Genomic DNA, 26,837 nt, shown 5'->3' with positions numbered 1-26,837 from the left:
GTTCTGTGGGGGTTGGGGGGGCTCGCGGCGGGGGGCCCCGGGGGGGGGGGGGCGGGGGGGCGCCCGCCCCCCCCCCCCGCGAGCGCACTACCCTCGGTGCTCATGAGCGACAGGCACATCAGTCAGCACTTCGAGACCCTCGCGATCCACGCGGGCAACACCGCCGATCCCCTCACCGGCGCGGTCGTCCCGCCGATCTACCAGGTCTCGACCTACAAGCAGGACGGCGTCGGCGGCCTGCGCGGCGGCTACGAGTACAGCCGCAGCGCCAACCCGACCCGCACCGCCCTGGAGGAGAACCTCGCGGCCCTCGAGGGCGGCCGCCGAGGACTTGCGTTCGCTTCCGGACTGGCGGCCGAGGACTGCCTGTTGCGTACGCTGCTCAGCCCCGGTGACCACGTGGTGATCCCCAACGACGCGTACGGCGGCACCTTCCGCCTCTTCGCCAAGGTCGTCGCCCGCTGGGGCGTCGAGTGGTCGGTCGCCGACACCAGCGACCCCGCCTCCGTACGGGCCGCGATCACCCCGAAGACCAAGGCCGTGTGGGTGGAGACCCCCTCCAACCCGCTGCTCGGCATCACCGACATCGCCGCCGTCGCCCAGATCGCCCGGGAGGCGGGCGCGCGCCTCGTCGTCGACAACACCTTCGCCACGCCCTACCTCCAGCAGCCGCTGGCGCTCGGCGCGGACGTCGTCGTGCACTCCCTGACCAAGTACATGGGCGGCCACTCCGACGTCGTCGGCGGCGCGCTGATCACCGCCGACGAGACGCTCGGCGAGGAGCTGGCCTTCCACCAGAACGCGATGGGCGCGGTCGCCGGGCCCTTCGACTCCTGGCTGGTGCTGCGCGGCACCAAGACGCTGTCGGTGCGCATGGACCGGCACAGTGAGAACGCCACCAAGGTCGCCGACATGCTGACCCGCCACGCGCGCGTGACGCACGTGCTCTACCCGGGTCTGCCCGAGCACCCCGGTCACGAGGTCGCGGCCAAGCAGATGCGGTCCTTCGGCGGCATGATCTCCTTCCGCGTCACCGGCGGCGAGGAGGCGGCGGTCGAGGTCTGCAACCGCGCCAAGGTGTTCACCCTCGGCGAGTCCCTGGGCGGCGTCGAGTCCCTCATCGAGCACCCCGGCCGGATGACGCACGCCTCGGTCGCGGGCTCCGCGCTGGAGGTGCCCGCCGACCTGGTCCGGCTCTCCGTGGGCATCGAGAACGTCGACGACCTGCTCGAGGACCTTCAGCAGGCCCTGGGCCAGTAGCCCCGAGCGAGGCCCGAGCCAGGACCGGGCGAGGCCTGGGTCAGGACCGCCGTGCGGTGGTCACCAGCCGGTGACCGGTGGAGTCGTCTCCGAGGGCGGCTCCACCCAGGGACGGGCCGTGGCCGCCCAGACCACGAACGCCACGGTCGCCGCGAACAGCAGCAGCCACAGCAGCCGCAGGGCGATCGTCCGGCGCCGTAGCATCCGGCCGCCCAGCCGGAGCACGTCCGCGGGGAGATCGGCCGGGACCCGCGGCGTGGTCCGCTCCATCATCTGCCGTACGGCGGCCTCCCGTTCGGGCCGGTTCACGAGGCGGCCGCCTTCGCGCCCACGCGCGCGGGGGCCGGTCCGCGCGGCGGGTGCAGCAGGAGCGTGGTCGCCCGGTCGACGATCAGGTGGACCCGGTCCGGGGGCAGCCCCAGCAGCGCCGCCACCTGCTCCTCGGCGACCCCCTCGTGCAGCCGCAGGACCAGGACGAGCCGCTGCTGGGCGGAGAGCACGGCCAGCGGGCCGGCGGGCCGGGCGCGCGCACGGCCGAACGGCACCACGCCGTACCGGTGCCAGGACCCTCGCTCGAAGCGAACGGCCAGGCACTCCCGCGCGTGGTTGTACGGATCCTCGCCGCGCAGCCGGTCCCAGCACGCGTACGTGTGCGCGAGGGCGTGGGTCAGCAGGCGCCGCGCGCGCGGGTTGTCCTCCGCCGTCTCCGCGGTGAGCAGGGTGGCGGTCCGCAGCAGCCGTCCGCCCGCCCCGGCCAGGAAAGCCTCGAACTCCCGGACCCGGCGGGCTTCCTGGACCGTACGCCTCTCTCGCATCCCGAGCCTCCCGCCTGCCGGCGACCCCCTGGAAACGGATCCCCGCGCAGCACGGGTGCGGCACCGCGTACGGCCCGGAGGGACCCGGTCTCATCTGAGGCCAGGGGTGGGCTTTCGGTCAAGAGCCGCGCACGCGCCGTATGCATGCCGCGTACGAGAACCACGCACGCGCGCGTGCCCCGGTGGTCAGGAAGCGGCCGGTGCCGGTTCCGCGCCCGGGACGCCCTGGGCGGCCATGCGGGTGGACAGGGCGACGTTGAAGCGGGTGAGAAGGGAGCAGAACGCCTCCCGCTCCTCCGGGGCCCAGTCCTCGGTCAGCTCCGCCATCAACTGCCGCCGGGAAGAACGTACTTCCTCCAGCCGCGACTGCCCGCGCGGGGACAGCTGGAGCACCACGGCCCGCCCGTCCTCGGGGTGCGAGGTCCGCTTGACCAGGCCGGTGTCGACGAGAGGGGCCACCTGCCGGGTGACGGTCGACGAGTCGATCCCCATGCTCGCCGCGAGCGCCTTGACGCCCATGGGGCCTTCCTTGTCGAGACGGTTGAGCAGCAGGTACGCGGCGCGGTCCATGGAGTTGCGCACCTGCCCGACACCGCCCAGGCGGGTCTGTTCGGCCCGGCGTGCGAAGACCGCGACCTCGTGCTGCAGCGTGTCGAGAAGACCGGTGTCACCGACGGTCGTCATGTCCATCGACATTCCAGGTGTTGTGGGCATGGCCGGGGGCTCACTTCATGAAGGGGGTGCTGTCAGGAATGGGGGACAGAGTACGCGGCCGGAAGCCGGGCCGTACCGGCGCTGCGGAAACCAGTCTCGGTGGTTGGTCACAGCGGCCGTTCCCGCCTGTGAACTGCGATGCTGATGTCATGAGCTATGGCACGGCTGACTCCTTGCGGCCCGTCACCCTCGACGATGTGCGCGGCGCACAGAAGATGCTCTCGGGCGTGGCGCGCATGACGGCGATGGAGGGCAGCAGGCATCTGTCCCAGCTCGTCGGGGCGCCGGTGCTCCTCAAGTGCGAGAACCTCCAGCGGACGGGATCGTTCAAGCTGCGCGGCGCGTATGTGCGGATCGCGGGCCTGCTGCCGGAGGAGCGGGCCGCCGGGGTGGTCGCGGCGAGCGCCGGCAACCACGCGCAGGGCGTGGCCCTGGCGTCGTCGCTGCTGGGCGTGCGCTCGACGGTGTTCATGCCCAAGGGGGCCCCGCTGCCGAAGATCAGCGCGACCCGGGAGTACGGCGCGGAGGTGCGCCTGCACGGTCAGGTGGTCGACGAGACGCTGGCCGCCGCGCAGGAGTACGCGGAGCGGACGGGCGCGGTGTTCATCCATCCCTTCGACCACGCCGATGTGATCGCGGGCCAGGGGACGGTCGGCCTGGAGATCCTGGAGCAGTGTCCTGAGGTCGGCACGGTCGTCGTCGGGATCGGCGGCGGGGGTCTCGCGGCGGGCATCGCGGTCGCGGTGAAGTCGCAGCGGCCGGACGTGCGGATCGTGGGCGTGCAGGCGGAGGGGGCGGCGGCGTATCCGCCCTCGCTGGCGGCCGGGCGGCCGGTGTCGATCGAGGCGCCGGCGACGATGGCCGACGGGATCAAGGTCGGCCGGCCCGGTGACGTGCCGTTCAGGATCGTCGGCGAGCTGGTGGACGAGGTGCGCACGGTGTCGGAGGGCGAGCTGTCCGCCGCGCTGCTGCTGTGCCTGGAGCGGGCCAAGCTGGTCGTCGAACCGGCGGGGGCGAGTCCGGTCGCGGCGCTGCTGAGCGAGCCCGGTGCCTTCGACGGCCCGGTGGTCGCGGTGCTGTCCGGCGGCAATGTCGACCCGGTGCTGCTGCAGCGGGTGCTGCGGCACGGCATGGCCGCGCAGGGCCGCTACCTGGCGGTCAGCGTGCGGCTGACGGACCGGCCGGGTGCGCTCGCGACGCTTCTGGGGGTGTTGTCAGTGGTCGACGCTAACGTTCTCGACGTGAGCCATGTGCGGACCGATCCGAGGCTCGGGCTGACCGAGGCGGAGGTCGAGCTGCACCTGGAGACGAAGGGGCCGGCGCACTGCGCCGAGGTCGGTCAGGCCCTGCGCGACGCGGGGTACACGGTCGTCGTCTGACCCGTCACGAGCGCCGGGGATCCGGTGAACGTGCAGGTGGGAGCCCATTCACTCACTCATATGAGCGAACTCCGTTGTGAGTCGCGATACATCGCGTTATGGTGAATGTGTGGGCGCCCGTCGGGCGTCCGAAACAGCGCAAACCTAGGCTTTTCGAAGGAATCCCCGAAGACGTGGAGAACTTTTATGCCAGGCGCCATCTATACCGAAGGCCTGGTCAAGACCTTCGGTGACGTAAGGGCTCTGGACGGCGTCGACCTGGACGTCCCGGAGGGCACCGTCCTCGGCCTCCTCGGGCCGAACGGCGCGGGCAAGACCACCGCGGTCCGCTGCCTCACCACCCTCCTGACCCCCGACAGCGGGCGGCTGGAGGTCGCCGGCCTCGATGTGCTCAAGCACCCCAACGAGGTACGCCGCTCGATCGGCCTGTCCGGCCAGTTCGCGGCGGTCGACGAATACCTCACCGGCCGCGAGAACCTCCAGATGGTCGGCCAGCTCTACCAGATGAGGGCGAGGGCCGCGAAGGCCCGCGCCGAGGAACTGCTGGAACAGTTCGACCTCACCGAGGCCGCCGACCGCACGGCCAAGACCTACTCCGGAGGCATGCGCCGCCGGCTCGACCTGGCCGCGGCGCTCGTGGTCTCACCGCCGGTCATGTTCATGGACGAGCCGACGACCGGCCTCGACCCCCGCAACCGCCAGCTCCTGTGGGACGTGATCAAGCGCCTCGTCTCCGGCGGTACGACCCTGCTGCTCACCACCCAGTACCTGGAGGAGGCAGACCACCTCGCGCACGACATCGCGGTCGTCGACCACGGAAAGGTCATCGCCCGCGGCACCTCCGACGAGCTCAAGGCCCGCACCGGCGGCGAGCGCATCGAGGTCGTGGTCCACGAGCGCGAGCAGATCCCCGTCGCCCGCGAGGTGCTCGCCGGCTTCGGCAAGGGCGAGACCACCGTCGAGGAGCACACCCGCTGCCTCACCGTGCCCGTCACCGGCGGCGCCAAGCTCCTCGCCGAGGTCATCCGGGAGCTGGACACCCGCGGCATAGAGATGGACGACATAGGTCTGCGCCGCCCGACCCTCGACGACGTCTTCCTGTCCCTGACCGGCCACATCGCCGAGGAGAAGGCCGAGGCCGCGGTATGACCGCCGTACCGCTGGGCCGGTCCGCCCGAACCTCCCTGGTCGTTGCGAAATGCAACGTGATCCGAATGTCACGGATTCCGCATCCTGTTCACCCGTGTCGGCCGGGATTCACCTCATGGAAGGAGCCGGTGAAGTGAGCGCCATGAACGACTCCCTGGTCATCGCCCGCAGGAACCTGATCCGCATGAGCCGGATTCCTGAAATGGTCATCTTCGGGCTGATCCAGCCGATCATGTTCGTGGTCCTCTTCACGTACGTCTTCGGCGGCTCGATGAACATCGGGGGTTCCACCGACCCGGACGTCTACAAGAACTTCCTGATGGCCGGCATCTTCGCGCAGACCGTCACCTTCGCGACCGCGGGCGCCGGCGCGGGCATAGCCGACGACATGCACAAGGGCCTGATAGACCGTTTCCGTTCGCTGCCCATGGCGCGCGGCGCGGTGCTCACCGGCCGGACCATGGCCGACCTCGTCCAGACCGCGCTCACTCTGCTCGTCCTGGCCGTCGTCGCGCTCCTGGTGGGCTGGCGTCCCGGTTACGCGGAGCCCACCAACTTCGGCAAGGTGATCGCCGGCTTCGGTCTGCTGCTGCTCCTCGGGTACGCCTTCACCTGGATCGGCGCCCTGATCGGCCTGACGGTCCGCACCCCCGAGGCGGCCACCTCCGGCGGGCTGATCTGGCTCTTCCCGGTGACCTTCATATCCAACGCGTTCGTGGACTCCTCGCAGATGGCGTCCTGGCTGCAGCCGATCGCCGAGTGGAACCCGTTCAGCGCCACCGTCCAGGCCTGCCGCAAGCTCTTCGGCGACCCGGGCGTCTCCCCGTCCGACGCCTGGCCGATGGCCCATCCCGTCTGGGCCTCGATCATCTACTCGATCGTGATCGTCGCGATCTTCCGCACGCTCGCGGTCCGCAAGTACCGCCGGGCGGCCGGTTGATCACAGTCACCCCGTCCGCTGCTGTCGGATGCTGCGGGGCGGACTCTGTGAGCACTTGAGCCCCTCCTGGATCGGGGAGGGGACTCGGGTCGCGTCCGGATCACTCCTGGCAGCCGCGGCCGGATGCCGCCTTGGCCGCACTGATGCTGACCTCGGGCTCGACGATCCGGCAGGTCAGGGTGTCGACGCCGTCCGCCCGATCCGGGACGAGATCGAGCAGCGGATCCGCTCCTTGGTGAATGACCTGACCTGACCGGCTGAACATGGCGAAGCCCCCGGCGGCTCGGGCGCCAGGGGCTCGTCAGGAGTCGGGGGTGGTGGCTCAGCCGCTGTAGGGCTCGGCCTTGAGGATGCGTACGGAGGCCTTCTTGCCGTTCGGCAGCTCGTACTCCGCGTCCTCGCCGACCTTGTGACCGATCACGCCGGTGCCCAGCGGGGACTGCGGCGAGTAGGTCTCGACGTCGGAGCTCGCGTACTCGCGCGAGGCGAGCAGGAACGTCATGGTGTCGTCCTCGTCACCGTCGAAGGCGATCGTCACGACCATGCCGGGTGCCACGGCGCCGTCCGCGGAGGCCGGGGCCTCGCCGACCTTGGCGTTCTCGAGGAGCTGGGTCAGCTGGCGCACGCGGAGCTCCTGCTTGCCCTGCTCCTCCTTGGCCGCGTGGTACCCGCCGTTCTCGCGCAGGTCGCCCTCCTCGCGCGCGGCCGCGATCTTGGCGGCGATCTCCGTGCGCGCAGGACCAGTAAGGTGCTCAAGCTCTTCCTTGAGCTTGTTGTACGCCTCCTGGGTAAGCCAGGTGACGGACTCGCTGGTCTGGGTCACAGGGTGCTCCTCGTCGGTACTGGGAATACAAAGCATCGCCCTACCCTCAAGCATGTTCCTCAGGGGATGGGCGAAACCACGAGCCTAACAATTCCGCGGGCAAAGGGGGAGGACATAAGCCATCAGAATTACGTCAACGCAGGTCAGCGCGTACGTAATGCGGAGGACAGGGCGTCCTCAGTCGGCGTGACAGCCGAGCAGCTCGGCGGTGGTGCCCTTGGCCGTCGTGCGGAGCGTGACCACCTTGTCGATCCGGCTGTCCGACCCGGAGAAACGGAAGTCCGCGCGGCCCACCTCGGCGCCGTCGGCCGACTGGGAGCGGATCGTGCAGTAGCCGCTCGCCCCCGCGTCCTTGCGGACCTCCAGGTGCACCTCGACGGCGTCGTCCGAGGTCGCCTTGAAGGTGATCACCTCGGCGCTGATCTTGTTCTGGCCGACGTAGTGGTAGGCGAAGTATCCGACGATCACCAGCAGGACCGCGCCCAGCGCTGCGCCCACGATCTTCAGGGTGCGGTCGGCCCGTTCGTCCGAGGCACGGCCGTAGCGGCCTTCCGGCACGCGCGTGCTCGCCGTACTCATGATCGTCCTCTCGGCAGGCCAGGGCCCTGGAATTATTCGCCCCCCGATTCGGTCACTATAGAAGCCTGCGATCGCGCCGGTTCACACGGGCGCCGACTTACCGAGGATTGAGTCTTGACTGACCAGCTGCGACTGATGGCCGTGCACGCGCACCCCGACGACGAGTCGAGCAAGGGCGCGGCCACCATGGCGAAGTACGTGTCCGAGGGGGTGGACGTGCTGGTGGTGACCTGCACGGGCGGGGAGCGCGGCTCCATCCTCAACCCCAAGCTTCAGGGCGACAAGTACATCGAGGAGCACATCCACGAGGTACGCAAGAAGGAGATGGACGAGGCCCGCGAGATCCTCGGCATCAAGCAGGAGTGGCTCGGCTTCGTCGACTCCGGCCTGCCCGAGGGCGACCCGCTGCCCCCGCTGCCCGAGGGCTGCTTCGCCCTGGAGGACGTCGACAAGGCGGCCGGCGAGCTGGTGAAGCAGATCCGCTCCTTCCGTCCCCAGGTGATCACCACCTACGACGAGAACGGCGGCTACCCGCACCCCGACCACATCATGACCCACAAGATCTCGATGGTGGCGTTCGAGGGCGCGGACGACACCGCGAAGTACCCGGAGGCCGAGTTCGGGCCCGCGTACCGGCCACTGAAGCTGTACTACAACCAGGGCTTCAACCGCCCCCGTACCGAGGCGCTGCACCACGCGATGCTCGACCGGGGCCTGGAGTCGCCCTACGGGGAGTGGCTCAAGCGCTGGGAGGAGTTCGGGGTGAAGGAGCGCACGCTCACCACCCACATCCCGTGCGCCGACTTCTTCGAGATCCGCGACAAGGCGCTGATCGCCCACGCCACGCAGATCGACCCCGACGGCGGCTGGTTCCGGGTGCCGATGGACATCCAGAGGGAGGTCTGGCCGACCGAGGAGTACGAGCTCGCGAAGGCTCTCGTCGATACGTCCATCCCCGAGGACGACCTCTTTGCGGGCGTCCGGGACAATGCCTGACATGAGCGCAAGCGTGAGCCTGGCAATGACGCACCTCGTCCCCCTCGCCAAGGAGGTCGACGAGAACAAGGTCACCCCCGGTGTCCTCGGCTTCATCGTGTTCGCGGCGATGGCGGTGGCGGTGTGGGCCCTGATGAAGTCGATGAACAAGCACATGGGCAAGGTCGACTTCAAGGAGACCCCGGACGCCGAGGAGGCCCCCGCCCCGGGCCCGACGGGCAAGGCCTCCCCGGCCAAGGGCTGAGACCGACCGGAACCAGGCGCCACCCGGGCGGCCGGCCCTGCCATGTGCGGCCGGGCGCCCGGGCTCGGGAGCGGGAACCGTCCTGCTCCCGAGTCGGCCTGCTCCTGAGCTTTCCTGTTCCTGAGCCGTCCTGTTTCCGAGGCGTCCCGTCCCTGAGCCCGCGGGTCCGTCCCGCCTACGCCTCGTTCACCGCCACCCCCATCACCTCCCGCTCGTGTCGGCCCGGGACCAGGCCGAGGCGCCAGGCCTGCCAGCCGGTTTCCGGGCGGATGCCGCGTTCCAGGAGGACGGTGTAGGCGGCGAGGGATTCGGAGAGTTTGGTGTCCCGCAAGGGGTGGGCGGTGCGGACGAGCTGGGCCAGTTCCTCCTGGGCCACGGCCGTGCCGACCTCCACGCCGCCCGGTGCGCCGTACGGCAGCAGGGTGCAGCGCAGGAAGCGGGCCCAGTCCTCGCCGCGGCGGTCGCCGTAGGAGGAGAACAGTCCGGCCGCCTCGTCGCACAGGGCCAGGGCCTGCTGGGCGCGGGCGTTGCCCGCCTCGATGATCGCGAGTTCCAGACAGGTCCACGCCTCGCCGTGGGAGACCCCGATGCGCTGGAAGTCGGCGCGGGCGTCGACGAGCAGCTGCCGGGCGAAACCGGAGTTGCGCAGCGAGCCGGTCTGGGCGGCGCGCTGGTCGCGGGTGACGCGGGCCGAGTGATGGCGGGCGCAGGCCAGGCCGTAGACGTCGCGCATCCGGGAGAAGAGGGAGCGGGAGCGTTCGAGTTCGCGGACCGAGCTGTCCAGGTCGCCGGTCTCCTCCAGGGCGAGGCCCAGGTAGTACACGGTCCAGGCCTCGCCGCGGGCGTCCTCGTTGCCGCGGTGCCGGGCCGCCGCCGCACGCAGTGCCTCCACCGCCGGCGCCGGATCACCGGCGATCATGCGGGCCCGGGCCAGCTGGGTCAGGGCCCACGCCGCACCGCGTTCGTCGCGGGTACGGCCGTACAGGTCGAGGGCGCGGTTGAGGTCGGCCTCCGCGGCCGGGACGTCGCCGCGGCGCAGGTTGAGCTGGCCGAGCTGGAAGTGGGCCCAGGCCTCCCCGTGCACGGAACCGCCCTCGCGGTGCAGCACGAGGGAGCGGGTCAGCAGGTCCAGGGCCTCGCCGAGCCGGGCCCGGTCGCGTTCCACCGCGGCCAGGGCGTGCATGGTCCAGGCGCGGTCCGTGGCCAGCTCGGGCGCGGCCTGGAGGTCCATCGCCTCCCGCAGCCTGGCCGCCGCCTCGGTGAGGCTGCCCTGGTGGTGCAGGGTGATGCCCAGGGAGCACAGGGCGCGGGCCGCCCCCGCGTCGTGATGGGCCTGGAGGTACAGGTCGACGACCGAGGCCAGGGTGGTGCGGGCCTTGTCCAGCTCGCCGAGCTGCCGGGCCGCGATGCCCGTACGCCACTGCACGGACCGCACCAGCAGGTCCTGGCCGAGCGACTGGGCCAGCTCGCTGATCTCCCCGAGACGGTAGAGGTCGCCGCGCAGCAGGCAGTAGTCGCACAGCGAGCCCAGCAGACTCAGTACGGCGGTCTCGTGCACGCCTTCCGCCTGGCGCAGGGTCGCGGTGATGAAGCTCGACTCGTCGTCCAGCCAGCGCAGGGCCTCGTCGAGGGAGGTGAAGCCGTGCGGGGTGAACCGGTCCGAGCGGGTCGACATGTTGCCGTCGACCAGCCGCAGCACGGAGTCGGCGAGCTCGGCGTAGCTGACGATCAGGCGTTCCTGCGCGGCCGTGAGCTCGGCCTGTTCCTCCTCGTCGAGCAGCCGGGCCTGGGCGAAGGCGCGGACCAGGTCGTGCAGCCGGTAGCGGTCGCCGCGGACCCGGTCGACCAGGCCCGCGTCCGCGAGGGCGGTCAGCTGCCGGGCGGCCTCCGCGCGGTCGGTGGCCAGGAGGGCGGCGGCCGCGGCGGCGCCCAGTGAGGCCCGTCCGGCCAGCGCCAGCCGCCGCAGCAGTCGGCGGGTGCCCTCGGGCTGGTCGGTGTAGCGCAGCCACAGGGCGCGCTCGACGGGGCCGACCGGGCCGTACGCCCCGAGGTCCGTGGCCAGTCGGCGCGGTGAGCGCGGGCCCAGCGACGAGCCCGCGATGCGCAGCGCCAGTGGCAGTCCGCCGCACAACTCCCGTATCCGTTCGGCGGATTCGGCGTCGTACGGGGCGGAGGTGTCCTGGGCGGCGGCGCTCAGCAGCTCCTCCGCGCCCGCCGCCTCCAGGGGGCGTACGGGGAGCAGGTGGGCCCAGGCGGACAGCTCGGCGGGGAGGTCCAGCGGGTCGCGGGCGGTGACCAGGACCAGGCTGTCGGAGCGTTCGGGGACGAGGGTGCGCACCTGCTCGGGGTCGCCGGCGTCGTCGAGGAGGACGACGACCGGCAGGCCGGTGAGGTGCTGGTAGTAGAGGTCGGCGAGGCGTTTGACCTGCTGGTCGGGGGACGAGCGCTCGCGGAAGAGGAGCTGTTCGCGGGGTGCGCCGAGGCGGTTCAGGAGGTGCAGCAGGGCGTCCCTGGTGGCCAGCGGGGTGCCCTGCGTGCTGTCGCCGCGCAGATCGACGACACAGGCGCCGCGGAACTGGTCGCGCAGATCGTGTGCGGCGCGTACCGCGAGTGCGCTGCGGCCGCTGCCGGGCGGGCCGTGCAGCACGACGACCGTGGGTCTGGTCTCGGTGCTCGCCCGCGCCGACTGCACCCACTGCCGGATCTGCGCCAGCTCCGCCCTTCGCCCCGCGAACGGGCCCACCGGTTCGGGCAGTTGCCCGAACGACTGCTCCAGCACGGTCCGCCCGCGGGCCGCCGCGCTCTTGTCCGCGCCCTTCAACTGGGGGCCGGGCGTCTTCTTGTGGACCGGCCGGGGCCCGGTCGTCGCGTCCAGCACCCGCTGCTGGTCCAGGAACGGGCGGATCCCGCGTACCTCCAGCGCCGTCAGCCACTGCAACCGCAACTGTTCGGCGCCGCCGGGCTGTCCGGCCCGGCCGGCCTGGTGGTGCGCGGCCGGCAGATGCGCGCCGGCCACCTTCACCACGGTCGTCGCGGCCCCGACCACACCGACCGCCACCCCGGCCCCGAGGGCCGTGCCGGGACCGGTTCCGAGCGCGAGGTCGGCCACCGCGGTCGTCACGGCGGCAACTCCGGCCACCAGTAAGGGAGTCCGCCCAACGGCCTCCTTGGCGTACCGCTGCGCGAAGCTGACCCGTCCGGCGTCCCGTTCGTCCAGGGCGCGGGCGTAGGCCTCGTACTCCGCGGCGGCGGTCTGCGCCATCGTGTCCAGCGCTCCGCGTGCCCTGGTCATCAGCGCCTGCCGGTCGGTCCGTCCGCCCGACCTCCGTACTTCTTCCTCCACGGCCCGCGCCAACAACCGCTCGGCCTCTGCCTTGTGACTGTCCCGCATGTCCCGTCCCCCTCCGGCGGCACGGCGTTCGTCCGGTCAAGTGTGCGGCGGACGCCTCCCGTGGCGCGAGAGGGCGAAGGGCTACGGAGGGTTTCCGATCGGACACCGCCCTCGCCCCGCTGCCCGCCGCCGGGTCCTGGGGCAGGATGGACCCCATGCCGAACCGACTGGCCCATGAGACGTCCCCGTATCTGCTCCAGCACGCCGACAATCCGGTGGACTGGTGGCCCTGGTCCGAGGAGGCCTTCGAGGAGGCGCGGCGGCGCGGGGTCCCGGTGCTGCTCAGTGTCGGCTACAGCAGCTGCCACTGGTGCCACGTCATGGCCCACGAGTCCTTCGAGGACGTCGAGACCGCGGAGCGGCTCAACGAGGGGTTCGTGAGTGTCAAGGTCGACCGGGAGGAGCGGCCGGACGTGGACGCCGTCTACATGGAGGCCGTGCAGGCCGCCACCGGGCAGGGCGGGTGGCCGATGACGGTGTTCCTGACGCCGGACGCGGAGCCGTTCTACTTCGGTACGTACTTCCCGCCGGCGCCCCGGCACGGCATGCCGTCGTTCCGGCAGGTGCTGGAGGGGGTGCGGCAGGCGTGGACGGAGCGGCGGGACGAGGTCGCCGAGGTCGCCGGGAAGATCGTGCGGGATCTGTCGGAGCGGGAGATCTCCTTCGGGGACGCGACGGCGCCGGGGGAGCAGGAGCTGTCGCAGGCGCTGCTGGGGCTGACCCGGGAGTACGACGCGCAGCGCGGCGGGTTCGGCGGGGCGCCGAAGTTCCCGCCGTCCATGGTGGTGGAGTTCCTGCTGCGGCACCACGCCCGCACCGGTGCCGAGGGCGCGCTCCAGATGGCCCAGGACACCTGTGAGCGGATGGCGCGGGGCGGGATCTACGACCAGCTCGGCGGCGGCTTCGCCCGGTACTCGGTCGACCGTGACTGGACCGTGCCGCATTTCGAGAAGATGTTGTATGACAATGCTCTGCTTTGTCGTGTTTATGCGCATCTGTGGCGGGCCACCGGTTCCGAGCTCGCCCGGCGCGTCGCCCTGGAGACGGCCGACTTCATGGTGCGGGAGCTGCGCACCGCGGAGGGCGGGTTCGCCTCGGCGCTCGACGCCGACAGCGACGACGGGACCGGGAAGCACGTCGAGGGCGCGTACTACGTGTGGACGCCCGCACAGCTGACCGAGGTGCTCGGCGCCGAGGACGCGCGGCTCGCCATGCACTACTTCGGGGTCACGGAGGACGGCACCTTCGAGGAGGGCGCCTCCGTGCTCCGGCTGCCCCAGCAGGACAGCGTCTTCGACGCGGAGAGGATCGCCGGCATCAGGGAACGGCTGCTGGCGAAGCGGGCCGAGCGCCCCGCCCCCGGCCGGGACGACAAGGTCGTCGCCGCGTGGAACGGGCTCGCCATCGCCGCCCTCGCCGAGACCGGCGCCTACTTCGACCGCCCCGACCTGGTGGCCGCGGCCGTGGGCGCCGCCGATCTCCTCGTACGGCTGCATCTCGACGAGCAGGCCCGGCTCTCCCGTACCAGCAAGGACGGGCAGGCCGGGGCGAACGCCGGGGTGCTGGAGGACTACGCCGATGTCGCCGAGGGCTTCCTCGCGCTCGCGTCGGTCACCGGGGAGGGCGTCTGGCTGGAGTTCGCCGGGTTCCTGCTCGACCATGTGCTCGTCCGGTTCGCCGACCCCGGGTCGGGGGCGCTGTACGACACGGCCGCCGACGCCGAGCGGCTGATCCGCAGGCCCCAGGACCCGACCGACAACGCCGTCCCCTCCGGCTGGACCGCCGCCGCGGGCGCGCTGCTGGGCTATGCCGCGCACACCGGTTCCGAGCCGCACCGCACCGCCGCCGAGAAGGCCCTCGGGGTCGTCAGGGCGCTGGGGCCGCGGGTGCCCCGGTTCATCGGATGGGGGCTCGCCGCGGCCGAGGCGCTGCTGGACGGGCCGCGCGAGGTCGCCGTCGTGGCGGCCGGGTTCGACGACCCGGCGGCGAAGACCCTGCTGCACACCGCGCTGCTCGGTGCCGCGCCGGGGGCGGTGGTGGCGTACGGCACGGTCGGCAGCGAGGAGTTCCCGCTGCTCGCCGACCGGACGCTGCGGGACGGCGAACCGACGGCGTACGTCTGCCGCAACTTCACCTGCGACGCCCCCACGACCGACCCGGAACGGCTGCGCGCGGCGCTGAGCGACTGACAGAGCTCGCAGAGGCCTCATCCCCTCGCGCGCCGGTGCGGCGGGGATGCGCCGTCGTACTCAGGTGTCCTGTGCGCGCGTGCTCAGGGCTTCCTCGACGATCGCCTCCAGCTGCTGGTGGTGGGCGCCCTTCCAGTAGGCGCGGCCGCAGGAGGCGCACTGGGCGAAGACGTCGTAGGAGCGGTGGGTGCCGTGTTCGAGCTGGTCGGCGACCTCGTCCTTGGTGGCCCGGCGCAGCAGCCCGTTGCAGGCGGTGCAGCGGGTCCAGGGGGCGAGGTCGGGCCGGAAGCGGTCGAGGACGTCGCGGAGCTGGTCCTCCGGGCGGGTGCTGTAGATGTAGGCGCCGGCCCACAGCTCGCGGCGGCGCAGCAGGCCCCGGTCGCGGCTGAGCATGACCCGCTGCTCGGCGGCGGAGCGGGTCGCGAGGGCCGGGTCGCCGATGTCGGTGGACTCGTAGGCCGTGTCCACGCCGAGCAGGCGCAGCCGGCGGGCGAGGGTGCCGAGGTGGACGTCGAGGAGGAACCGCAGTGGGGCGCCGGGGACCCGCTGGGGCCGGTCGACCGGGCGGACCGTCACCCGCTCGCCGTCCGCCGGGATGTGCCCGACCGGCACCTCGCGGCCGTCGACCACGAGGGTGCCGACCTCCGTCAGCGGGACGCCGAGGGACTCGACGACATGGCCGAGGGTGGAGACGCCGTCGACGGCGAGCGGGTGGGTGCCGGTCCGGCGGGCGTGCGGGACGAACAGGGCCAGCTCGGGGGCCACTTCGACGTGGATCTCGGGTGGGTTCACCCGGTCAGGATGGCACGGTGGGTCCGGCCCGGCTCAGGGGTTTTCCTTGAGCAGACCGTGTTCGAGGACGCCCAGGGTGCGGTCGACGAGAGTCACGAAGTCGTCCTGGTGCCCGTTCTCCGCCCAGTACAGGGAGGTCTCCATGAGGCCGCCGATCAGGGACATGGCGTAGACGCGGACCTCCAGGCTGCCGGGGTCGCGGCCGGTGCGCTCGGCGATGGCGGTGCAGAGCATGCGGCCGGTGACCGACATGCTCTCCATCATCCGTGAGCGCACCGCGGGGACCTGGACCATCAGATGGGTGCGCAGCCGGGCGACCTCCGCGTCCCCCTCGACGCCCGTGCGGATCGCCTCCCGCATCACGTACCGGAGGCTCTCCGGCCATGGTTCGTCCGCCGGGCGGCGCCGCAGTTCCTCCACGAGGATCGGGTCGTACTCGTCCGTGAGGACGATGTCCTCCTTGGTCGGGAAGTACCGGAAGACGGTCGACGGCGACACCTCGGCGCGCTCGGCGATCTGGTCGATCGTCGTGGCGTCGTACCCCTGCTCCGTGATCAGCGCGTACGTCGCGGTGCGGATCGCCTCGCGGGTCTTGATCTTCTTGCGCTCACGCAGACCCAGCTGGGGGCGGTCGGCGGGGGAGGAGGTGCGGGCGGCCGTCATGGGGTTCATTCTCAGGCATCCGCCGTGTGCGCTGCCACGTCGGCTTGCGGGCTGCCGGTGCGGCGGGCCGTCGTCGTCCCCGGCAGGAAGCCCGCCGCCAGGAGGGCGGAGACCAGGGCGGCGATCCCGCACACCAGCAGGGCGAGGGTCATGCCGTGCACATACGCGCTGTTCGCGGAGGCGGCGAGGTGGGCGGAGCCCGCCTTCTCGGCGACGATGTGCGCGGCGACGACCGAGTCCCGTGCGGTGCCGGCGGCCCCGGCGGGCAGTCCGGTGACGTCGAGGCGGTCGCGGAAGGCGTCCGAGAGCAGGGAGCCGAGCAGGGCGATCCCGATCGCGGCGCCGACCTGGCGCAGGGTCATCAGCAGGCCGGAGCCGCTGCCGGCCCGGTCGGCGGGCAGGGCGCCGAGGGCGCCGTCCATCGCGGGCACGACCGCGAAGCCGAAGCCGAAGCCGGTGATCGACAGCCACAGCGCGGTGAAGCCGTAGCCGGAGTCGACCGTCGTCCGGGTGCCGAGGAGCGCGGCGAAGGCCAGCACCATCAGGCCGGCGCTGACGACGGCACGCGGGCCGAACCGGGCGACGACCGGCTGGGCGGCCCGGGAGGCGACCAGCAGTCCGCCCATCAGCGGCAGCAGCCGTACGCCGGTGCCGAGGGCGTCGTTGCCGAGGACGGCCTGGAGGTACGGGGGCAGGACGAACATCAGGCCGGACAGGACGAACATGACCAGGGTCGCGGCGAGCGTGTTGAACAGGAAGCCGCGGTCGGCGAGCAGCGCCATGTCGAGCATCGGCCGCTCGACGCGCCGCTCGCGCAGCACCAGGGCGGCGATCAGGGCGACGGCCGCGCCGAACATGCCGAGCACCAGCGGGTCGCCCCAGCCGCGGGTGGGCGCCTCGATGATCGCGTAGATGAGCGCGCCGAGGCCGCCGGCGGTGAGCGCGGTGGACAGGGTGTCGACCCGGGGCGAGGCGGGGTCGCGGGTCTCGGGGAGCAGCAGGACGCAGGCGGTGACGCCGATCGCGGCCATGGGCACGTTGACCAGGAAGACCGAGCCCCACCAGAAGTGGTCCAGGAGCCAGCCGCCGATGATCGGGCCGAGCGGCAGGCCCAGCGCGGAGGCGGCGGAGATGACGCCGATGGCCTTGGTGCGCTCGTCGGGGCCGAAGAGCGAGGGCAGGACGGACAGGGCGAGCGGGGTGACGAGCGCGCCGCCGACGCCCATGAAGGCGCGGGCCGCGACGACCCAGTTCACGTCGCCGGCCAGCGCGCCCACCAGGGAGCCGGCCAGGAAGATCCCGAGCCCGGTGATCAGCATCCGGCGGCGGCCGAAGCGGTCGCCGAGGAGGCCGGCGGGGAGCATCAGCGCCGCGAAGACGACGACGTACGCGTCCGCCATCCACTGCTGCTCGCCGGTGGAGGCGCCGAGGTCGCGCGCCATCGTCGGGAGCGCCACGTTGAGGATCGTCATGTCGAAGCCGAGCGTGAGCATGCTGGCGACCAGGGCCGCGAGGGCCCACCAGCGGCGGGGGTCGCGCCCCGCCTCGGAAGCGTTCGTGACAGTAGCCATGAAATGAGAGTAACTCTCAAAACAGAGGGAGTGTCAATTCCTGTGGAGCGTGCGGGGGCGTGTGGGGGCCTGCGGGGGCGTGCGGGCATGAAAAAGGGCCACGGCTCGGAAGCCGTGGCCCTGAGAAGGCTGAAAACCGACGCTACGCGTGCTGGTACGCCACCAGCGAGATGCCGACGTAGTGGACGACGAACGCGGCGAGCGTGAACGAGTGGAACACCTCGTGGAAGCCGAACCATCGAGGTGAGGGGTTGGGCCGCTTGATGCCGTAGATCACGCCGCCCGCGCTGTAGAGGACCCCGCCGACGACGACCAGGACCAGCACCGCGATCCCGCCGGTGCGCATGAAGTCCGGCAGGAAGAAGACGGCCGCCCAGCCCATCGCGATGTAGCAGGGGGTGTAGAGCCAGCGCGGGGCGCCGACCCAGAAGACCCGGAAGGCGATGCCCGCGAGCGCCGCCGCCCAGATGCCCCACAGCAGCCACTGCCCCTTGCCGTCGGGCAGGAGCAGCAGGGTCAGCGGGGTGTAGGTGCCCGCGATGATCAGGAAGATGTTCGCGTGGTCGAGGCGGCGAAGGATGCCGTCCATGCGCGCGTTCCAGTTGCCCCGGTGGTACAGCGCGCTCACGCCGAACAGCAGACAGGCGGTGAGGGCGTAGATACCGCAGGCGATCCGGCCCCGGGTGGAGTCCGCGAGGGCGGTGAGGACCAGGCCCGCGATCAGTGCGGCCGGGAACATGCCGAGATGCAGCCAGCCGCGGAGCTTGGGCTTGATCTCGTGCGGCAGGGGGAGCCCGAGGGGACCGCGGCCGTCGGCCGGCGTGTCGGTGGGCGCGTCGGGGACGGGCGCAGTCATGGGCCGAATCGTACCTACGGAACCGTAAGTTACGGGTCGGTCTCGGAGGTTCGGGGGCGAAGAGTGGCCATCATCTCACGGTGCCGCACCGTGAGCCGGAGAAGGTTCACTCAAAAGAATCTTCTGCTGAACGTCAAGTGGACGCAAAAGGGCGCGGTTATGCGTGGCGATCCTCACGCTGCTCACCTGTGACGCCTTCTGGACAGATGGGCGCGAGCGTCGGATGATCAGATGAGTGCGGTCGGCACCGGATGAGCGCTGAAGATCCAGTCGCGGGGCATCCGGGCCGCAGCCCCCACGGGGCCTCCAACAAAAAACCCCTCATCTAGGAGCGATCGTGGCGCGCGACATCGCGGCTCCCACTGTCATCCCGACCAACCACCAGGAACTGATCTCGTGGGTCAACGAGATCGCCGAACTGACACAGCCGGACAGCGTGGTCTGGTGTGACGGATCCGAGTCCGAGTACGAGCGCCTGTGCGGGGAGCTCGTCGAGAAGGGCACCTTCAAGCGGCTCGACCCGATCAAGCGCCCCAACTCCTACTACGCCGCCTCCGACCCGACCGATGTCGCGCGGGTCGAGGACCGGACGTTCATCTGCTCCGAGAAGGAGGCGGACGCGGGCCCCACGAACCACTGGAAGGCCCCCGCCGAGATGCGCGAGATCTTCGCCGGTGAGCAGGGCATCTTCCGCGGCTCGATGCGCGGCCGGACGATGTACGTCGTCCCGTTCTGCATGGGCCCCCTCGGCTCGGACCTCTCCGCGATCGGCGTCGAGATCACCGACTCCGCCTACGTCGCGGTCTCCATGCGCACCATGACCCGCATGGGACAGCCCGTCCTGGACGAGCTCGGCTCCGACGGTTTCTTCGTGAAGGCCGTGCACACCCTCGGCGCGCCCCTGGCGGAGGGCCAGGCGGACGTTCCGTGGCCGTGCAACTCCACCAAGTACATCTCGCACTTCCCCGAGAGCCGCGAGATCTGGTCCTTCGGCTCCGGCTACGGCGGCAACGCCCTGCTCGGCAAGAAGTGCTACGCGCTGCGCATCGCCTCCGTCATGGCCCGTGACGAGGGCTGGCTGGCCGAGCACATGCTGATCCTCAAGCTCACCCCGCCCACCGGTGAGTCCAAGTACGTCGCCGCCGCCTTCCCGTCCGCCTGCGGCAAGACCAACCTCGCCATGCTGGAGCCCACCATCTCCGGCTGGACCGTCGAGACGATCGGCGACGACATCGCCTGGATGCGCTTCGGCGAGGACGGCCGGCTGTACGCCATCAACCCCGAGGCCGGTTTCTTCGGCGTCGCGCCCGGCACCGGCGAGCACACCAACGCCAACGCGATGAAGACGCTGTGGGGCAACTCCGTCTTCACCAACGTCGCCCTCACCGACGACAACGACATCTGGTGGGAGGGCATGACGGAGGAGACCCCGGCCCACCTCACCGACTGGAAGGGCAACGACTGGACCTCGTCCTCGGACGTCCCGGCCGCCCACCCCAACGCCCGCTTCACCGTCCCGGCCTCGCAGTGCCCGATCATCGCGCCCGAGTGGGAGGACCCCAAGGGCGTGCCGATCTCGGCGATCCTCTTCGGTGGCCGCCGCGCGAGCGCGGTCCCGCTGGTGACGGAGTCCTTCGACTGGAACCACGGGGTCTTCCTCGGCGCGAACGTCGCCTCCGAGAAGACCGCCGCCGCCGAGGGCAAGGTCGGCGAGCTGCGCCGCGACCCGTTCGCCATGCTGCCGTTCTGCGGCTACAACATGGGCGACTACATGGGGCACTGGGTCGACGTCGCCAAGGGCAAGGACCAGGCGAAGCTCCCGAAGATCTACTACGTCAACTGGTTCCGCAAGAACGACGAGGGCGCGTTCGTCTGGCCCGGCTTCGGCGAGAACAGCCGCGTCCTGAAGTGGATCGTGGAGCGGCTGGACGGCAAGGCCGAGGGCGTCGAGACCCCCATCGGCATCCTGCCGACCCGGGAGGCCCTGGACACCAAGGGCCTCGAACTGGCCGACGCCGACCTGGAGTTCCTCCTCACGGTCGACAAGGAGGTCTGGCGCGAGGAGGCCGCCCTGGTCCCCGAGCACCTCAACACCTTCGGCGAGCACACCCCGAAGGAGCTGTGGGACGAGTACCGCGCCCTGGTGCAGCGCCTGGGCTGACGCCCGCCACGAACGCCGCGGCCGGCTGCCGATCGAGCCCTGACCAGCAATATCGTCACGGCCGGCCGCGGTGACAGCACCACAGACCGGCGAGGTTCCGCACAACGGCGTGGGGAACCCGGGCCTGTCGTCACCACCCCGTCCGCCCCGACGGGGAGGCGGCGACAGGCCTTCGCCCGTTTCAGGCGCCCGTTTCAGGCGCCGCTCTCAGGCGGCCCCCTCGTGCGGCCCCCCTCAGACGGCCTTCGCGAACACCCACCAGCGCAGCAGCGTGAAGCGCAGTATCGTCGCGGTCCCGTTGGCCACCACCAGCGCGGCGATCTCCACGTGCGGCGCGTCCGACACCGTCCGGTGCACCAGGGCGAGGGCACCGCTGCTGAGCGCGAGCCCCGCGAGGAAGGCCACCAGTCCCTGGAGCTGATGCCGGGCCACCCCCTCCTTGCCGCGGACCCGGAAGGTGAACCGGCGGTTGGCGGCGGTGTTCGCCACGGCCGTGGTGAAGAGCGCGACCAGATTGGCGAGCTGCGCGTCGAGCACCGGCCGCAGCAGCGTGAACAGTCCGAGGTGCGCCAGCGTGGAGAGCACGCCGATGACCGCGAACACGGGAAGCTGCCGGGCGACCCCTGCGGTCCGGGGTGCGTGTGTCTCTACGCGCTGAGCCATGCCAGCATCGTACGGTAAGTAAGCAAATACTACCGTAAGTGAGCATGAGGCTGGGATCCGCATGTCATCAGTCGCGTCATCGGTCGAACTGTCGGTCGTCATTCCGATGTTCAACGAGGAGGAGGCACTTCCGGCCCTGGCGCAACGGCTGCGGCCGGTGCTCGACGGGACGGGCGAGACGTACGAGGTGGTCGCCGTCGACGACGGTTCCACGGACGGGACCGTCGGTCAACTCACCCGGCTGCGCGCCGACTGGCCCCAGCTGCGGGTGGTGCGGCTGCGCCGCAACAGCGGACACCAGGCCGCGCTGACCGCGGGACTGCACCACGCCCGGGGCCGCTACACCGCGAGCCTCGACGCCGACCTCCAGGATCCCCCGGAGAAGATCCCCGAGATGCTCGCCCTGGCCCGCTCCCGGCACCTCGACATCGTCTACGGCGTGCGCGGCAACCGCTCCAGCGACACCGGCTTCAAGCGCCGCAGCGCCGGTGCCTACTACTGGCTCGTGCGCCGGGTGGTCGGCGGTCATGTCTCGGCGCAGGCGGGCGACTTCCGGTTGCTGTCGCGCGAGGCCCTCGACGCCCTGAAGGCCCTGCCCGACCAGCCGCAGGTGTACCGGCTGCTCATGCCCTGGTTCGGCTTTCCCAGCGGGGAGGTCACCTACCGCCGCGACCCCCGGGTCGCCGGCCGCACCAAGTACCCCCTGCGCAAGATGGTCCTGCTCGCGGTCGACAGCGTCATCGGCTTCTCCGTCGCCCCGCTGCGGCTCGCCGTCTGGCTCGGTGTGCTCGCCTTCGCCATCTGCCTCGGCATGCTCGCGTACACCCTGGCCGTGTACGCCGCGGGCGACACCACCCGCGGCTGGACCTCCCTGATCATCGCGGTGCTCTTCGTCGGCTCGGTCCAGCTCATCTGTCTGGGAGTGGTCGGCGAGTACATCGGCCGCATCTACACCGCCGTGCAGCGGCGGCCGACCTACTACGTCGCCGACGACACCGCCACGGCCGCCGCCCCGGGCCCGGCGGTCACGTCCGGGCCGGCTCGGCCGCGGTCGGGCTGAGCAGCGGCGCGGGGGGCGCCGCGCCGGTGGCGCAGCTCGAGGACGGCCGTGCGCAGTACGGCCACCACCGCGAGCAGCATCAGGGCGGCGTGCGCGGGCATGGACAGATACGGAGCCAGGGTCGCGTTGACGACCACCAGATAGCTGCCGAACGAGGCGAGCTGCACCAGCACCGGCACGTACCAGAGCTGCCGGGGCAGGACGAACGCGGCCACCACCGTGAGCACGTCCGCGAGGTAGAAGTAGCGCTCGTGCATCGAGGGCAGCAGGAACGGCACCAGGAGCGAGGAGCAGGCGGCGAGCAGCACGATCCGGGTGTCCGTGAGCGGGTGCGGGGCGGGGCCGGGGTCCCCCGCCCCGGGCCGGCCGCACCGCAGGGTCCAGGCCGTGAGCCCGACCAGGGCCGTCACCACCACCCCGGCGACCAGTACACCGGCCGTGCGGACCGGACCGGTGTCCCCGGGCACGGAGACGAACTCGTAGACGGACGGCGCGTGCAGGGACAGCAGCTGGTACGTCCCCGTCTGCCGGGCGTAGACCGTCAGCAGCCGCCAGGGATCGGCACCGAGCAGCAGCGCCGGGACGTCCAGGGCGAGGTACACCCCGGGGATCGCGAGCAGGCTCCGCCAGGGCACCCGTCCCAGCACCACCATGACCAGCAGGAACGGGAAGAGGAACACGGCCTGGAACTTGACCGCCAGCGCGATCCCGAAGAAGGCGCACGCCCACCACGGCCGCCGGCCCAGCACATGGTGGATCCCGCCGAGCAGGAAGACCGCGTAGACCCCGTCGCACTGTGCCCACCAGCCGCTGTTGGTGACGACGGTCGGCAGCAGGAGCACGGCCGCCGCCGCGCCGTAGGCCGCCCGGGCGGAGGCGGGCCGCAGCCGGGCCACGATCCGGAAGGCGTAGTACGCCAGCGCCAGATCGGACAGGATCGAGATCCCCTTGATGCCGGCCAGCGCGGACACGGGCAGATGGGTCAGCCCGGCGAGCAGATAGAGGTACGGCACGTTGTAGTCGGAGAAGCCGGGGTCGGCGAGGGCGGCGAACCCGCCGTGGCTCTCCAGGTGCCGGTACCAGGGGTCGAGGAAGGTGAGGTAGTCACCCGACTTGTAGGGCAGCAGGAGGACCCGGGCCGCGAGGGCGGTCGCCAGCAGGGTGTACACGGCCAGCACCCGTACGGTCCGGTGGTTCGTCGTCATCGGGGACTCCCTGCCGGGCTCGGTGCGGGTGCGGGGCGCAGGGATGCCCGGAAGGACTCCGGGACCTGGGGGAGGAGCGCGGGGTCGGCCGCCACCGCGCTGCGGAACTCCTCGGCGGCCTCCTGCTTCCGGTTCTTGCGGATCCAGAGATCCCCGAGATGCAGATGGGCCGTGGCCGCCCCGCCGGGATCCGCGCCGACGGCCCGTTGCAGAAGTCCCATCGCGAGATCGGGGTCGCTCGACTTCACCAGGAGCGCCTCGTTGTAGAGGGCCGAGGGAAAGGCCGGATCGATGGTCAGGGCCTTTTCGTAGGCCCTGCGGGCATCGGCGGACCGGCCGTCCTGGTGCGCGATGACCCCCAGGTTGTACCAGGCGGTCTTGTTCCGCGGGTCCAGGGTGAGGACCACGCCGTAGAACCGGGAAGCGCCTTGGGGATCGTTGTTCTGCTGCGCCGCGATGCCCGCTTGCAGCAGGGCATCGGCGCTCGGGGGAGTCCGCTCCGGCGACGGCGACCCGGAATCCGGGAAGGCCGCCGCGCACGCCAGGACCGACCATGACAGCAATCCGGTGGCAACTGCAGCCGCACCGGAGAGCACTACCAACAATTGCCTGCGTTTCACCGCATCGACGTTACGAGGCGGTGCCGGTGGCACAGGTGTGCGCGGGCACGCGGGGCGCGCGGTCCACTCGAATGCAGGCGGGAAAAAATATGGCGCCCGGTCCGCGCGTCGCTGCGGGTGCACGCGGACCGGGGCCGTAGGGGGGACCCCGCAGGGTCAGCCGGCGGTGCTCAGCTCCTGCTCCTCCGCCAGCGCGGCGGCATGGGCTTCCATGCGCTCCGCCGCGAGGATCGCCGCCGTGGTGTCCGCGCGGGACGCGGCGACGACCAGGGCGCGGCCCGCGAGGGAGTGCGCCCGCTGGTGCAGGGCCGCGAGCCGGGACGTGCGGGCGGCGGCGGTCGCCGCGCGGGCCGGCGTCCGTCCGCCCCGCAGCCGGGTCACCTGCTGCGCGAGCCGTGCGGCCGCGCTGTCGAGGTCGGCGGACGGTGCCGGCCCGCGCAGCTCGTCGGTGACGGCGAGCAGGGCCGAGAGGTGTCCGGCGAGCTGGATGTCCAGCTCCTCCTCGCGGGAACGGTGGGGGAAGTCGGGCGTGGTGCCGGCCATCTGGCTGTGGACCGACTTGGTGCGGATCGGCTCGTACATGGATGGCCTCCTGTGCTGACAGGAAACCATCCTAGCTTGGATTTCGTCTAAAGTTGAGTGGATCTCGGATGTCGTTCCGGATGTCAGGGCTGGCCGTAGCCGTCCAGGAAGCGCGAGATCCGGCCCATCGCGTCCCGCAGGTCCGTCGCCGTCGGCAGGGTCACCACCCGGAAGTGGTCCGGCTCCGGCCAGTTGAAGCCGGTGCCCTGGACGACCATGATCTTCTCCTGGCGCAGCAGGTCCAGGACCATCTGCCGGTCGTCCTTGATCTTGAAGACGGTCGGGTCCAGGCGCGGGAAGAGATACAGCGCGCCCTTCGGCCGCACACACGTCACGCCCGGGATCTGCGTCAGCAGCTCGTACGCCGTGTCCATCTGCTCCTTGAGCCGCCCGCCCGGCAGCACCAGGTCGTTGATGGACTGCCGGCCGCTGAGGGCGGCCACGACGCCGTGCTGGCCGGGCATGTTGGCGCACAGCCGCATGTTCGCCAGGATCGTCAGGCCCTCGATGTAGGAGTCTGCGTGGGCGCGCGGGCCCGAGATCGACATCCAGCCGACCCGGTAGCCGGCCACCCGGTAGGCCTTCGACATCCCGTTGAAGGTGAGCGTCAGCAGATCCGGGGCCACCGAGGCGGTCGGCGTGTGCGTGGCGCCGTCGTACAGGATCTTGTCGTAGATCTCGTCCGAGCAGACGAGCAGATTGTGGCGCCGGGCGATGTCGGTCAGTCCCCGGATCATCGCCTCGTCGTACACCGCGCCCGTCGGGTTGTTGGGGTTGATGATGACGATCGCCTTGGTGCGGTCGGTGACCTTGCGCTCGACGTCCGCGAGGTCGGGCATCCAGTCCGACTGCTCGTCGCAGCGGTAGTGCACGGCGGTGCCGCCGGACAGCGACACGGCGGCGGTCCACAGCGGATAGTCCGGCGACGGAACGAGTACCTCGTCGCCGTCGTCCAGCAGGCCCTGCATCGCCATCACGATCAGCTCGGAGACGCCGTTGCCGATGAAGACGTGCTCGACGTCCGTCTCTATGCCGAGGGTCTGGTTGTGCATGACGACCGCGCGGCGCGCGGCGAGCAGCCCCTTGGCGTCGCCGTAACCGTGCGCCGTGGAGACGTTGCGGAGGACGTCCTCCAGGATCTCCGGCGGGGCCTCGAAGCCGAAGGCGGCCGGGTTGCCGGTGTTGAGCTTGAGGATGCGGTGTCCCGCCGCCTCCAGGCGCATCGCCTCCTCGAGAACCGGGCCCCGGATCTCGTAACAGACGTTGGCGAGCTTCGTCGACTGGATCACCTGCATGTCAGGGAGCTTACGGCCCGGTTACGCCCCGTGGGGCGTGTTTTCCACCACGCGAGACGGGTGATTTGTTCTGTTATCGGCGGTCACTGTCCGACGGGCCGCACCATTCCCTACAATGCGCGGCCATGTCCAGGCCAGGCGAGAGCGGCGCACCCCAGGTGCGGCCGATCGTGTTCCATCCGGACGCCGGGGCCGACCCGGCGTCGTACGAGCGGTACGCCGACCCGGCGACCGCGCACGGGTGGCAGAACGCGTACGACGAGACCCAGCAACTTCCCCGCATCCCCGACCTGCCCGCGGACGAGGCGTCCGCCCTTCCCGGGGAGCCGGGCCGGGTGGGGGAGTCGGGGGAGCCGATGGCGGGCGGCCGGGCGGACCGCCGCCGTGCCGCGCGCCGCACGGGCGGCGGGCGCTCGCGCCGGGTGGTGTTCGCGGCGGGGGCCGTGGGCGCGGTGTCGCTGGCCGCGCTGGTGGCCGGGATGTCCTTCACCTCCGGTTCCACGCCGGGCGGCGGGCAGGGCGAGCGGGGCGACACCCGCTCGGCACCCGACGGCACGGTGAGCCCGTCGGACTCGTCGAGCGGCACGCCCTCGTCGGCGGGCGAGCCGGTCTCCTCCGGCGCGCCGTCCTCCGGGGGGTCTACGACGTCCGGCGCGCCCTCCGTCACCTCCTCGGCCTCGGCTCCGAGTGCCCCGGCGGCGAGCAGCACCCCCTCCGCGACCGCGACCCGGTCCTGGAGCGCGCCCGGCGGCGCGGGCAACCAGGGCCGAGGGCACGGGAAGGGTGGCGGCAAGTCCCGCTGAGCGCCGAAGGTGCTGCGAGGTGGGGCCGTCTGGCGTCTGCGGCTGCGGTGTGGCTGGTCGCGCAGTTCCCCGTGCCCCTTCAGGGCG

At 71.5% G+C, this 26,837-nt stretch carries 25 protein-coding genes and 1 pseudogene; 11 read left to right on the top strand and 15 right to left on the bottom strand.

What is annotated here, in order from left to right; all coding sequences use genetic code 11:
• Positions 1-102 precede the first annotated feature (102 nt).
• A complete protein-coding gene (locus tag ABZ490_RS35555) occupies positions 103-1,260 on the top strand; it encodes a cystathionine gamma-synthase (protein ID WP_358999761.1) in 1,158 nt (385 codons plus the stop codon).
• A gap of 60 nt (positions 1,261-1,320) precedes the next feature.
• On the opposite strand, the gene ABZ490_RS35550 is transcribed toward ABZ490_RS35555, so the two are convergent.
• The 3 genes from ABZ490_RS35550 to ABZ490_RS35540 form a co-directional block, all read right to left on the bottom strand.
• Positions 1,321-1,569 carry a hypothetical protein gene (locus ABZ490_RS35550; RefSeq protein ID WP_358999759.1) on the bottom strand — a complete coding sequence of 83 codons (249 nt, stop codon included), beginning with the start codon at positions 1,567-1,569 and terminating at the stop codon, positions 1,321-1,323.
• Positions 1,566-2,075: an RNA polymerase subunit sigma-70 gene (locus tag ABZ490_RS35545; protein ID WP_358999756.1), complete on the bottom strand. Its 510-nt coding sequence runs from the start codon at positions 2,073-2,075 to the stop codon at positions 1,566-1,568. The genes ABZ490_RS35550 and ABZ490_RS35545 overlap by 4 nt, the downstream gene beginning before the upstream one ends.
• Before the next feature lie 186 nt (positions 2,076-2,261).
• Positions 2,262-2,771 carry a MarR family transcriptional regulator gene (locus ABZ490_RS35540; RefSeq protein ID WP_358999776.1) on the bottom strand — a complete coding sequence of 170 codons (510 nt, stop codon included), beginning with the start codon at positions 2,769-2,771 and terminating at the stop codon, positions 2,262-2,264.
• 167 nt (positions 2,772-2,938) lie between these two features.
• Here ABZ490_RS35540 and ilvA point away from each other — a divergent pair, with 167 nt between their 5' ends.
• The 4 genes and pseudogenes from ilvA to ABZ490_RS35520 all read left to right on the top strand — a co-directional run.
• On the top strand, positions 2,939-4,168 hold the full coding sequence (gene ilvA / locus ABZ490_RS35535) for a threonine ammonia-lyase (RefSeq protein ID WP_358999753.1): 1,230 nt from the start codon (positions 2,939-2,941) through the stop codon (positions 4,166-4,168).
• A 186-nt stretch (positions 4,169-4,354) separates the two neighbouring features.
• Entirely contained in the window at positions 4,355-5,317 is a 963-nt protein-coding gene (locus ABZ490_RS35530) for an ATP-binding cassette domain-containing protein (protein WP_358999749.1), read from the top strand.
• A 115-nt stretch (positions 5,318-5,432) separates the two neighbouring features.
• Positions 5,433-6,257 (top strand): ABC transporter permease, encoded by an 825-nt coding sequence (locus ABZ490_RS35525; RefSeq protein WP_358999747.1) that lies wholly within the window; start codon positions 5,433-5,435, stop codon positions 6,255-6,257.
• Between the two features lie 157 nt (positions 6,258-6,414).
• Positions 6,415-6,510 (top strand): annotated as a pseudogene (locus ABZ490_RS35520) (phosphotyrosine protein phosphatase); the annotation flags it as partial.
• Between the two features lie 69 nt (positions 6,511-6,579).
• On the opposite strand, the gene greA reads toward ABZ490_RS35520, so the two are convergent.
• Complete coding sequence (gene greA / locus ABZ490_RS35515) at positions 6,580-7,080, bottom strand: transcription elongation factor GreA (protein WP_358999744.1); 501 nt, start codon at positions 7,078-7,080, stop codon at positions 6,580-6,582.
• A gap of 177 nt (positions 7,081-7,257) precedes the next feature.
• Complete coding sequence (locus ABZ490_RS35510) at positions 7,258-7,659, bottom strand: DUF4307 domain-containing protein (protein WP_358999742.1); 402 nt, start codon at positions 7,657-7,659, stop codon at positions 7,258-7,260.
• 135 nt (positions 7,660-7,794) lie between these two features.
• On the opposite strand from ABZ490_RS35510, the gene mca reads away from it, so the two are divergent.
• Both mca and ABZ490_RS35500 read left to right on the top strand, forming a co-directional pair.
• The gene (gene mca, locus ABZ490_RS35505; protein WP_358999773.1) at positions 7,795-8,655 is read left to right on the top strand and encodes a mycothiol conjugate amidase Mca; all 861 of its coding nucleotides are present in this window, start codon (positions 7,795-7,797) and stop codon (positions 8,653-8,655) included.
• Positions 8,648-8,899 (top strand): hypothetical protein, encoded by a 252-nt coding sequence (locus ABZ490_RS35500; RefSeq protein WP_358999739.1) that lies wholly within the window; start codon positions 8,648-8,650, stop codon positions 8,897-8,899. The genes mca and ABZ490_RS35500 overlap by 8 nt, the downstream gene beginning before the upstream one ends.
• A gap of 175 nt (positions 8,900-9,074) precedes the next feature.
• Here the strand turns inward: ABZ490_RS35500 and ABZ490_RS35495 are convergent, their stop codons facing one another.
• Positions 9,075-12,290: a tetratricopeptide repeat protein gene (locus ABZ490_RS35495; RefSeq protein ID WP_358999736.1), complete on the bottom strand. Its 3,216-nt coding sequence runs from the start codon at positions 12,288-12,290 to the stop codon at positions 9,075-9,077.
• A gap of 155 nt (positions 12,291-12,445) precedes the next feature.
• On the opposite strand from ABZ490_RS35495, the gene ABZ490_RS35490 reads away from it, so the two are divergent.
• Positions 12,446-14,479 (top strand): thioredoxin domain-containing protein, encoded by a 2,034-nt coding sequence (locus ABZ490_RS35490; RefSeq protein WP_358999733.1) that lies wholly within the window; start codon positions 12,446-12,448, stop codon positions 14,477-14,479.
• Between the two features lie 60 nt (positions 14,480-14,539).
• Here ABZ490_RS35490 and ABZ490_RS35485 read toward each other — a convergent pair whose 3' ends face one another.
• The 4 genes from ABZ490_RS35485 to ABZ490_RS35470 all read right to left on the bottom strand — a co-directional run bounded on the left by ABZ490_RS35485 (position 14,540) and on the right by ABZ490_RS35470 (position 18,361).
• Positions 14,540-15,271: a Mut7-C RNAse domain-containing protein gene (locus ABZ490_RS35485; RefSeq protein ID WP_358999731.1), complete on the bottom strand. Its 732-nt coding sequence runs from the start codon at positions 15,269-15,271 to the stop codon at positions 14,540-14,542.
• Positions 15,272-15,304: 33 nt separating this feature from the next.
• Complete coding sequence (locus tag ABZ490_RS35480) at positions 15,305-15,943, bottom strand: TetR family transcriptional regulator (protein ID WP_358999728.1); 639 nt, start codon at positions 15,941-15,943, stop codon at positions 15,305-15,307.
• A gap of 2 nt (positions 15,944-15,945) precedes the next feature.
• Entirely contained in the window at positions 15,946-17,505 is a 1,560-nt protein-coding gene (locus tag ABZ490_RS35475; RefSeq protein WP_358999726.1) for an MFS transporter, read from the bottom strand.
• A gap of 142 nt (positions 17,506-17,647) precedes the next feature.
• Complete coding sequence (locus ABZ490_RS35470; RefSeq protein WP_358999723.1) at positions 17,648-18,361, bottom strand: hemolysin III family protein; 714 nt, start codon at positions 18,359-18,361, stop codon at positions 17,648-17,650.
• A 337-nt stretch (positions 18,362-18,698) separates the two neighbouring features.
• Between ABZ490_RS35470 and ABZ490_RS35465 the strand changes: the two genes are divergently transcribed.
• The gene (locus ABZ490_RS35465) at positions 18,699-20,522 is read left to right on the top strand and encodes a phosphoenolpyruvate carboxykinase (GTP) (protein WP_358999721.1); all 1,824 of its coding nucleotides are present in this window, start codon (positions 18,699-18,701) and stop codon (positions 20,520-20,522) included.
• 234 nt (positions 20,523-20,756) lie between these two features.
• On the opposite strand, the gene ABZ490_RS35460 is transcribed toward ABZ490_RS35465, so the two are convergent.
• The gene (locus tag ABZ490_RS35460) at positions 20,757-21,185 is read right to left on the bottom strand and encodes a GtrA family protein (RefSeq protein WP_358999718.1); all 429 of its coding nucleotides are present in this window, start codon (positions 21,183-21,185) and stop codon (positions 20,757-20,759) included.
• Between the two features lie 61 nt (positions 21,186-21,246).
• Here ABZ490_RS35460 and ABZ490_RS35455 point away from each other — a divergent pair, with 61 nt between their 5' ends.
• The gene (locus ABZ490_RS35455; protein WP_358999715.1) at positions 21,247-22,245 is read left to right on the top strand and encodes a glycosyltransferase family 2 protein; all 999 of its coding nucleotides are present in this window, start codon (positions 21,247-21,249) and stop codon (positions 22,243-22,245) included.
• On the opposite strand, the gene ABZ490_RS35450 is transcribed toward ABZ490_RS35455, so the two are convergent.
• The 4 genes from ABZ490_RS35450 to ABZ490_RS35435 all read right to left on the bottom strand — a co-directional run bounded on the left by ABZ490_RS35450 (position 22,164) and on the right by ABZ490_RS35435 (position 25,947).
• The gene (locus tag ABZ490_RS35450) at positions 22,164-23,450 is read right to left on the bottom strand and encodes a glycosyltransferase 87 family protein (RefSeq protein ID WP_358999712.1); all 1,287 of its coding nucleotides are present in this window, start codon (positions 23,448-23,450) and stop codon (positions 22,164-22,166) included. The two genes, ABZ490_RS35455 and ABZ490_RS35450, sit on opposite strands and share 82 nt — an antisense overlap.
• Positions 23,447-24,070, bottom strand: a complete 624-nt coding sequence (locus tag ABZ490_RS35445; RefSeq protein WP_358999709.1) for a tetratricopeptide repeat protein — start codon at positions 24,068-24,070, stop codon at positions 23,447-23,449. Before ABZ490_RS35445 ends, ABZ490_RS35450 begins: the two co-directional genes overlap by 4 nt.
• A gap of 156 nt (positions 24,071-24,226) precedes the next feature.
• On the bottom strand, positions 24,227-24,652 hold the full coding sequence (locus tag ABZ490_RS35440; protein ID WP_358999706.1) for a hypothetical protein: 426 nt from the start codon (positions 24,650-24,652) through the stop codon (positions 24,227-24,229).
• A gap of 83 nt (positions 24,653-24,735) precedes the next feature.
• Positions 24,736-25,947 carry a pyridoxal phosphate-dependent aminotransferase gene (locus ABZ490_RS35435; protein ID WP_358999703.1) on the bottom strand — a complete coding sequence of 404 codons (1,212 nt, stop codon included), beginning with the start codon at positions 25,945-25,947 and terminating at the stop codon, positions 24,736-24,738.
• A 125-nt stretch (positions 25,948-26,072) separates the two neighbouring features.
• Here ABZ490_RS35435 and ABZ490_RS35430 point away from each other — a divergent pair, with 125 nt between their 5' ends.
• The gene (locus ABZ490_RS35430) at positions 26,073-26,750 is read left to right on the top strand and encodes a hypothetical protein (protein ID WP_358999700.1); all 678 of its coding nucleotides are present in this window, start codon (positions 26,073-26,075) and stop codon (positions 26,748-26,750) included.
• Positions 26,751-26,837: the final 87 nt, after the last annotated feature.

The organism is Streptomyces sp. NPDC005811 (assembly GCF_040630405.1).
Taxonomy (GTDB): domain Bacteria; phylum Actinomycetota; class Actinomycetes; order Streptomycetales; family Streptomycetaceae; genus Streptomyces.
This window is presented reverse-complemented; position numbering and strand designations above follow the sequence as displayed.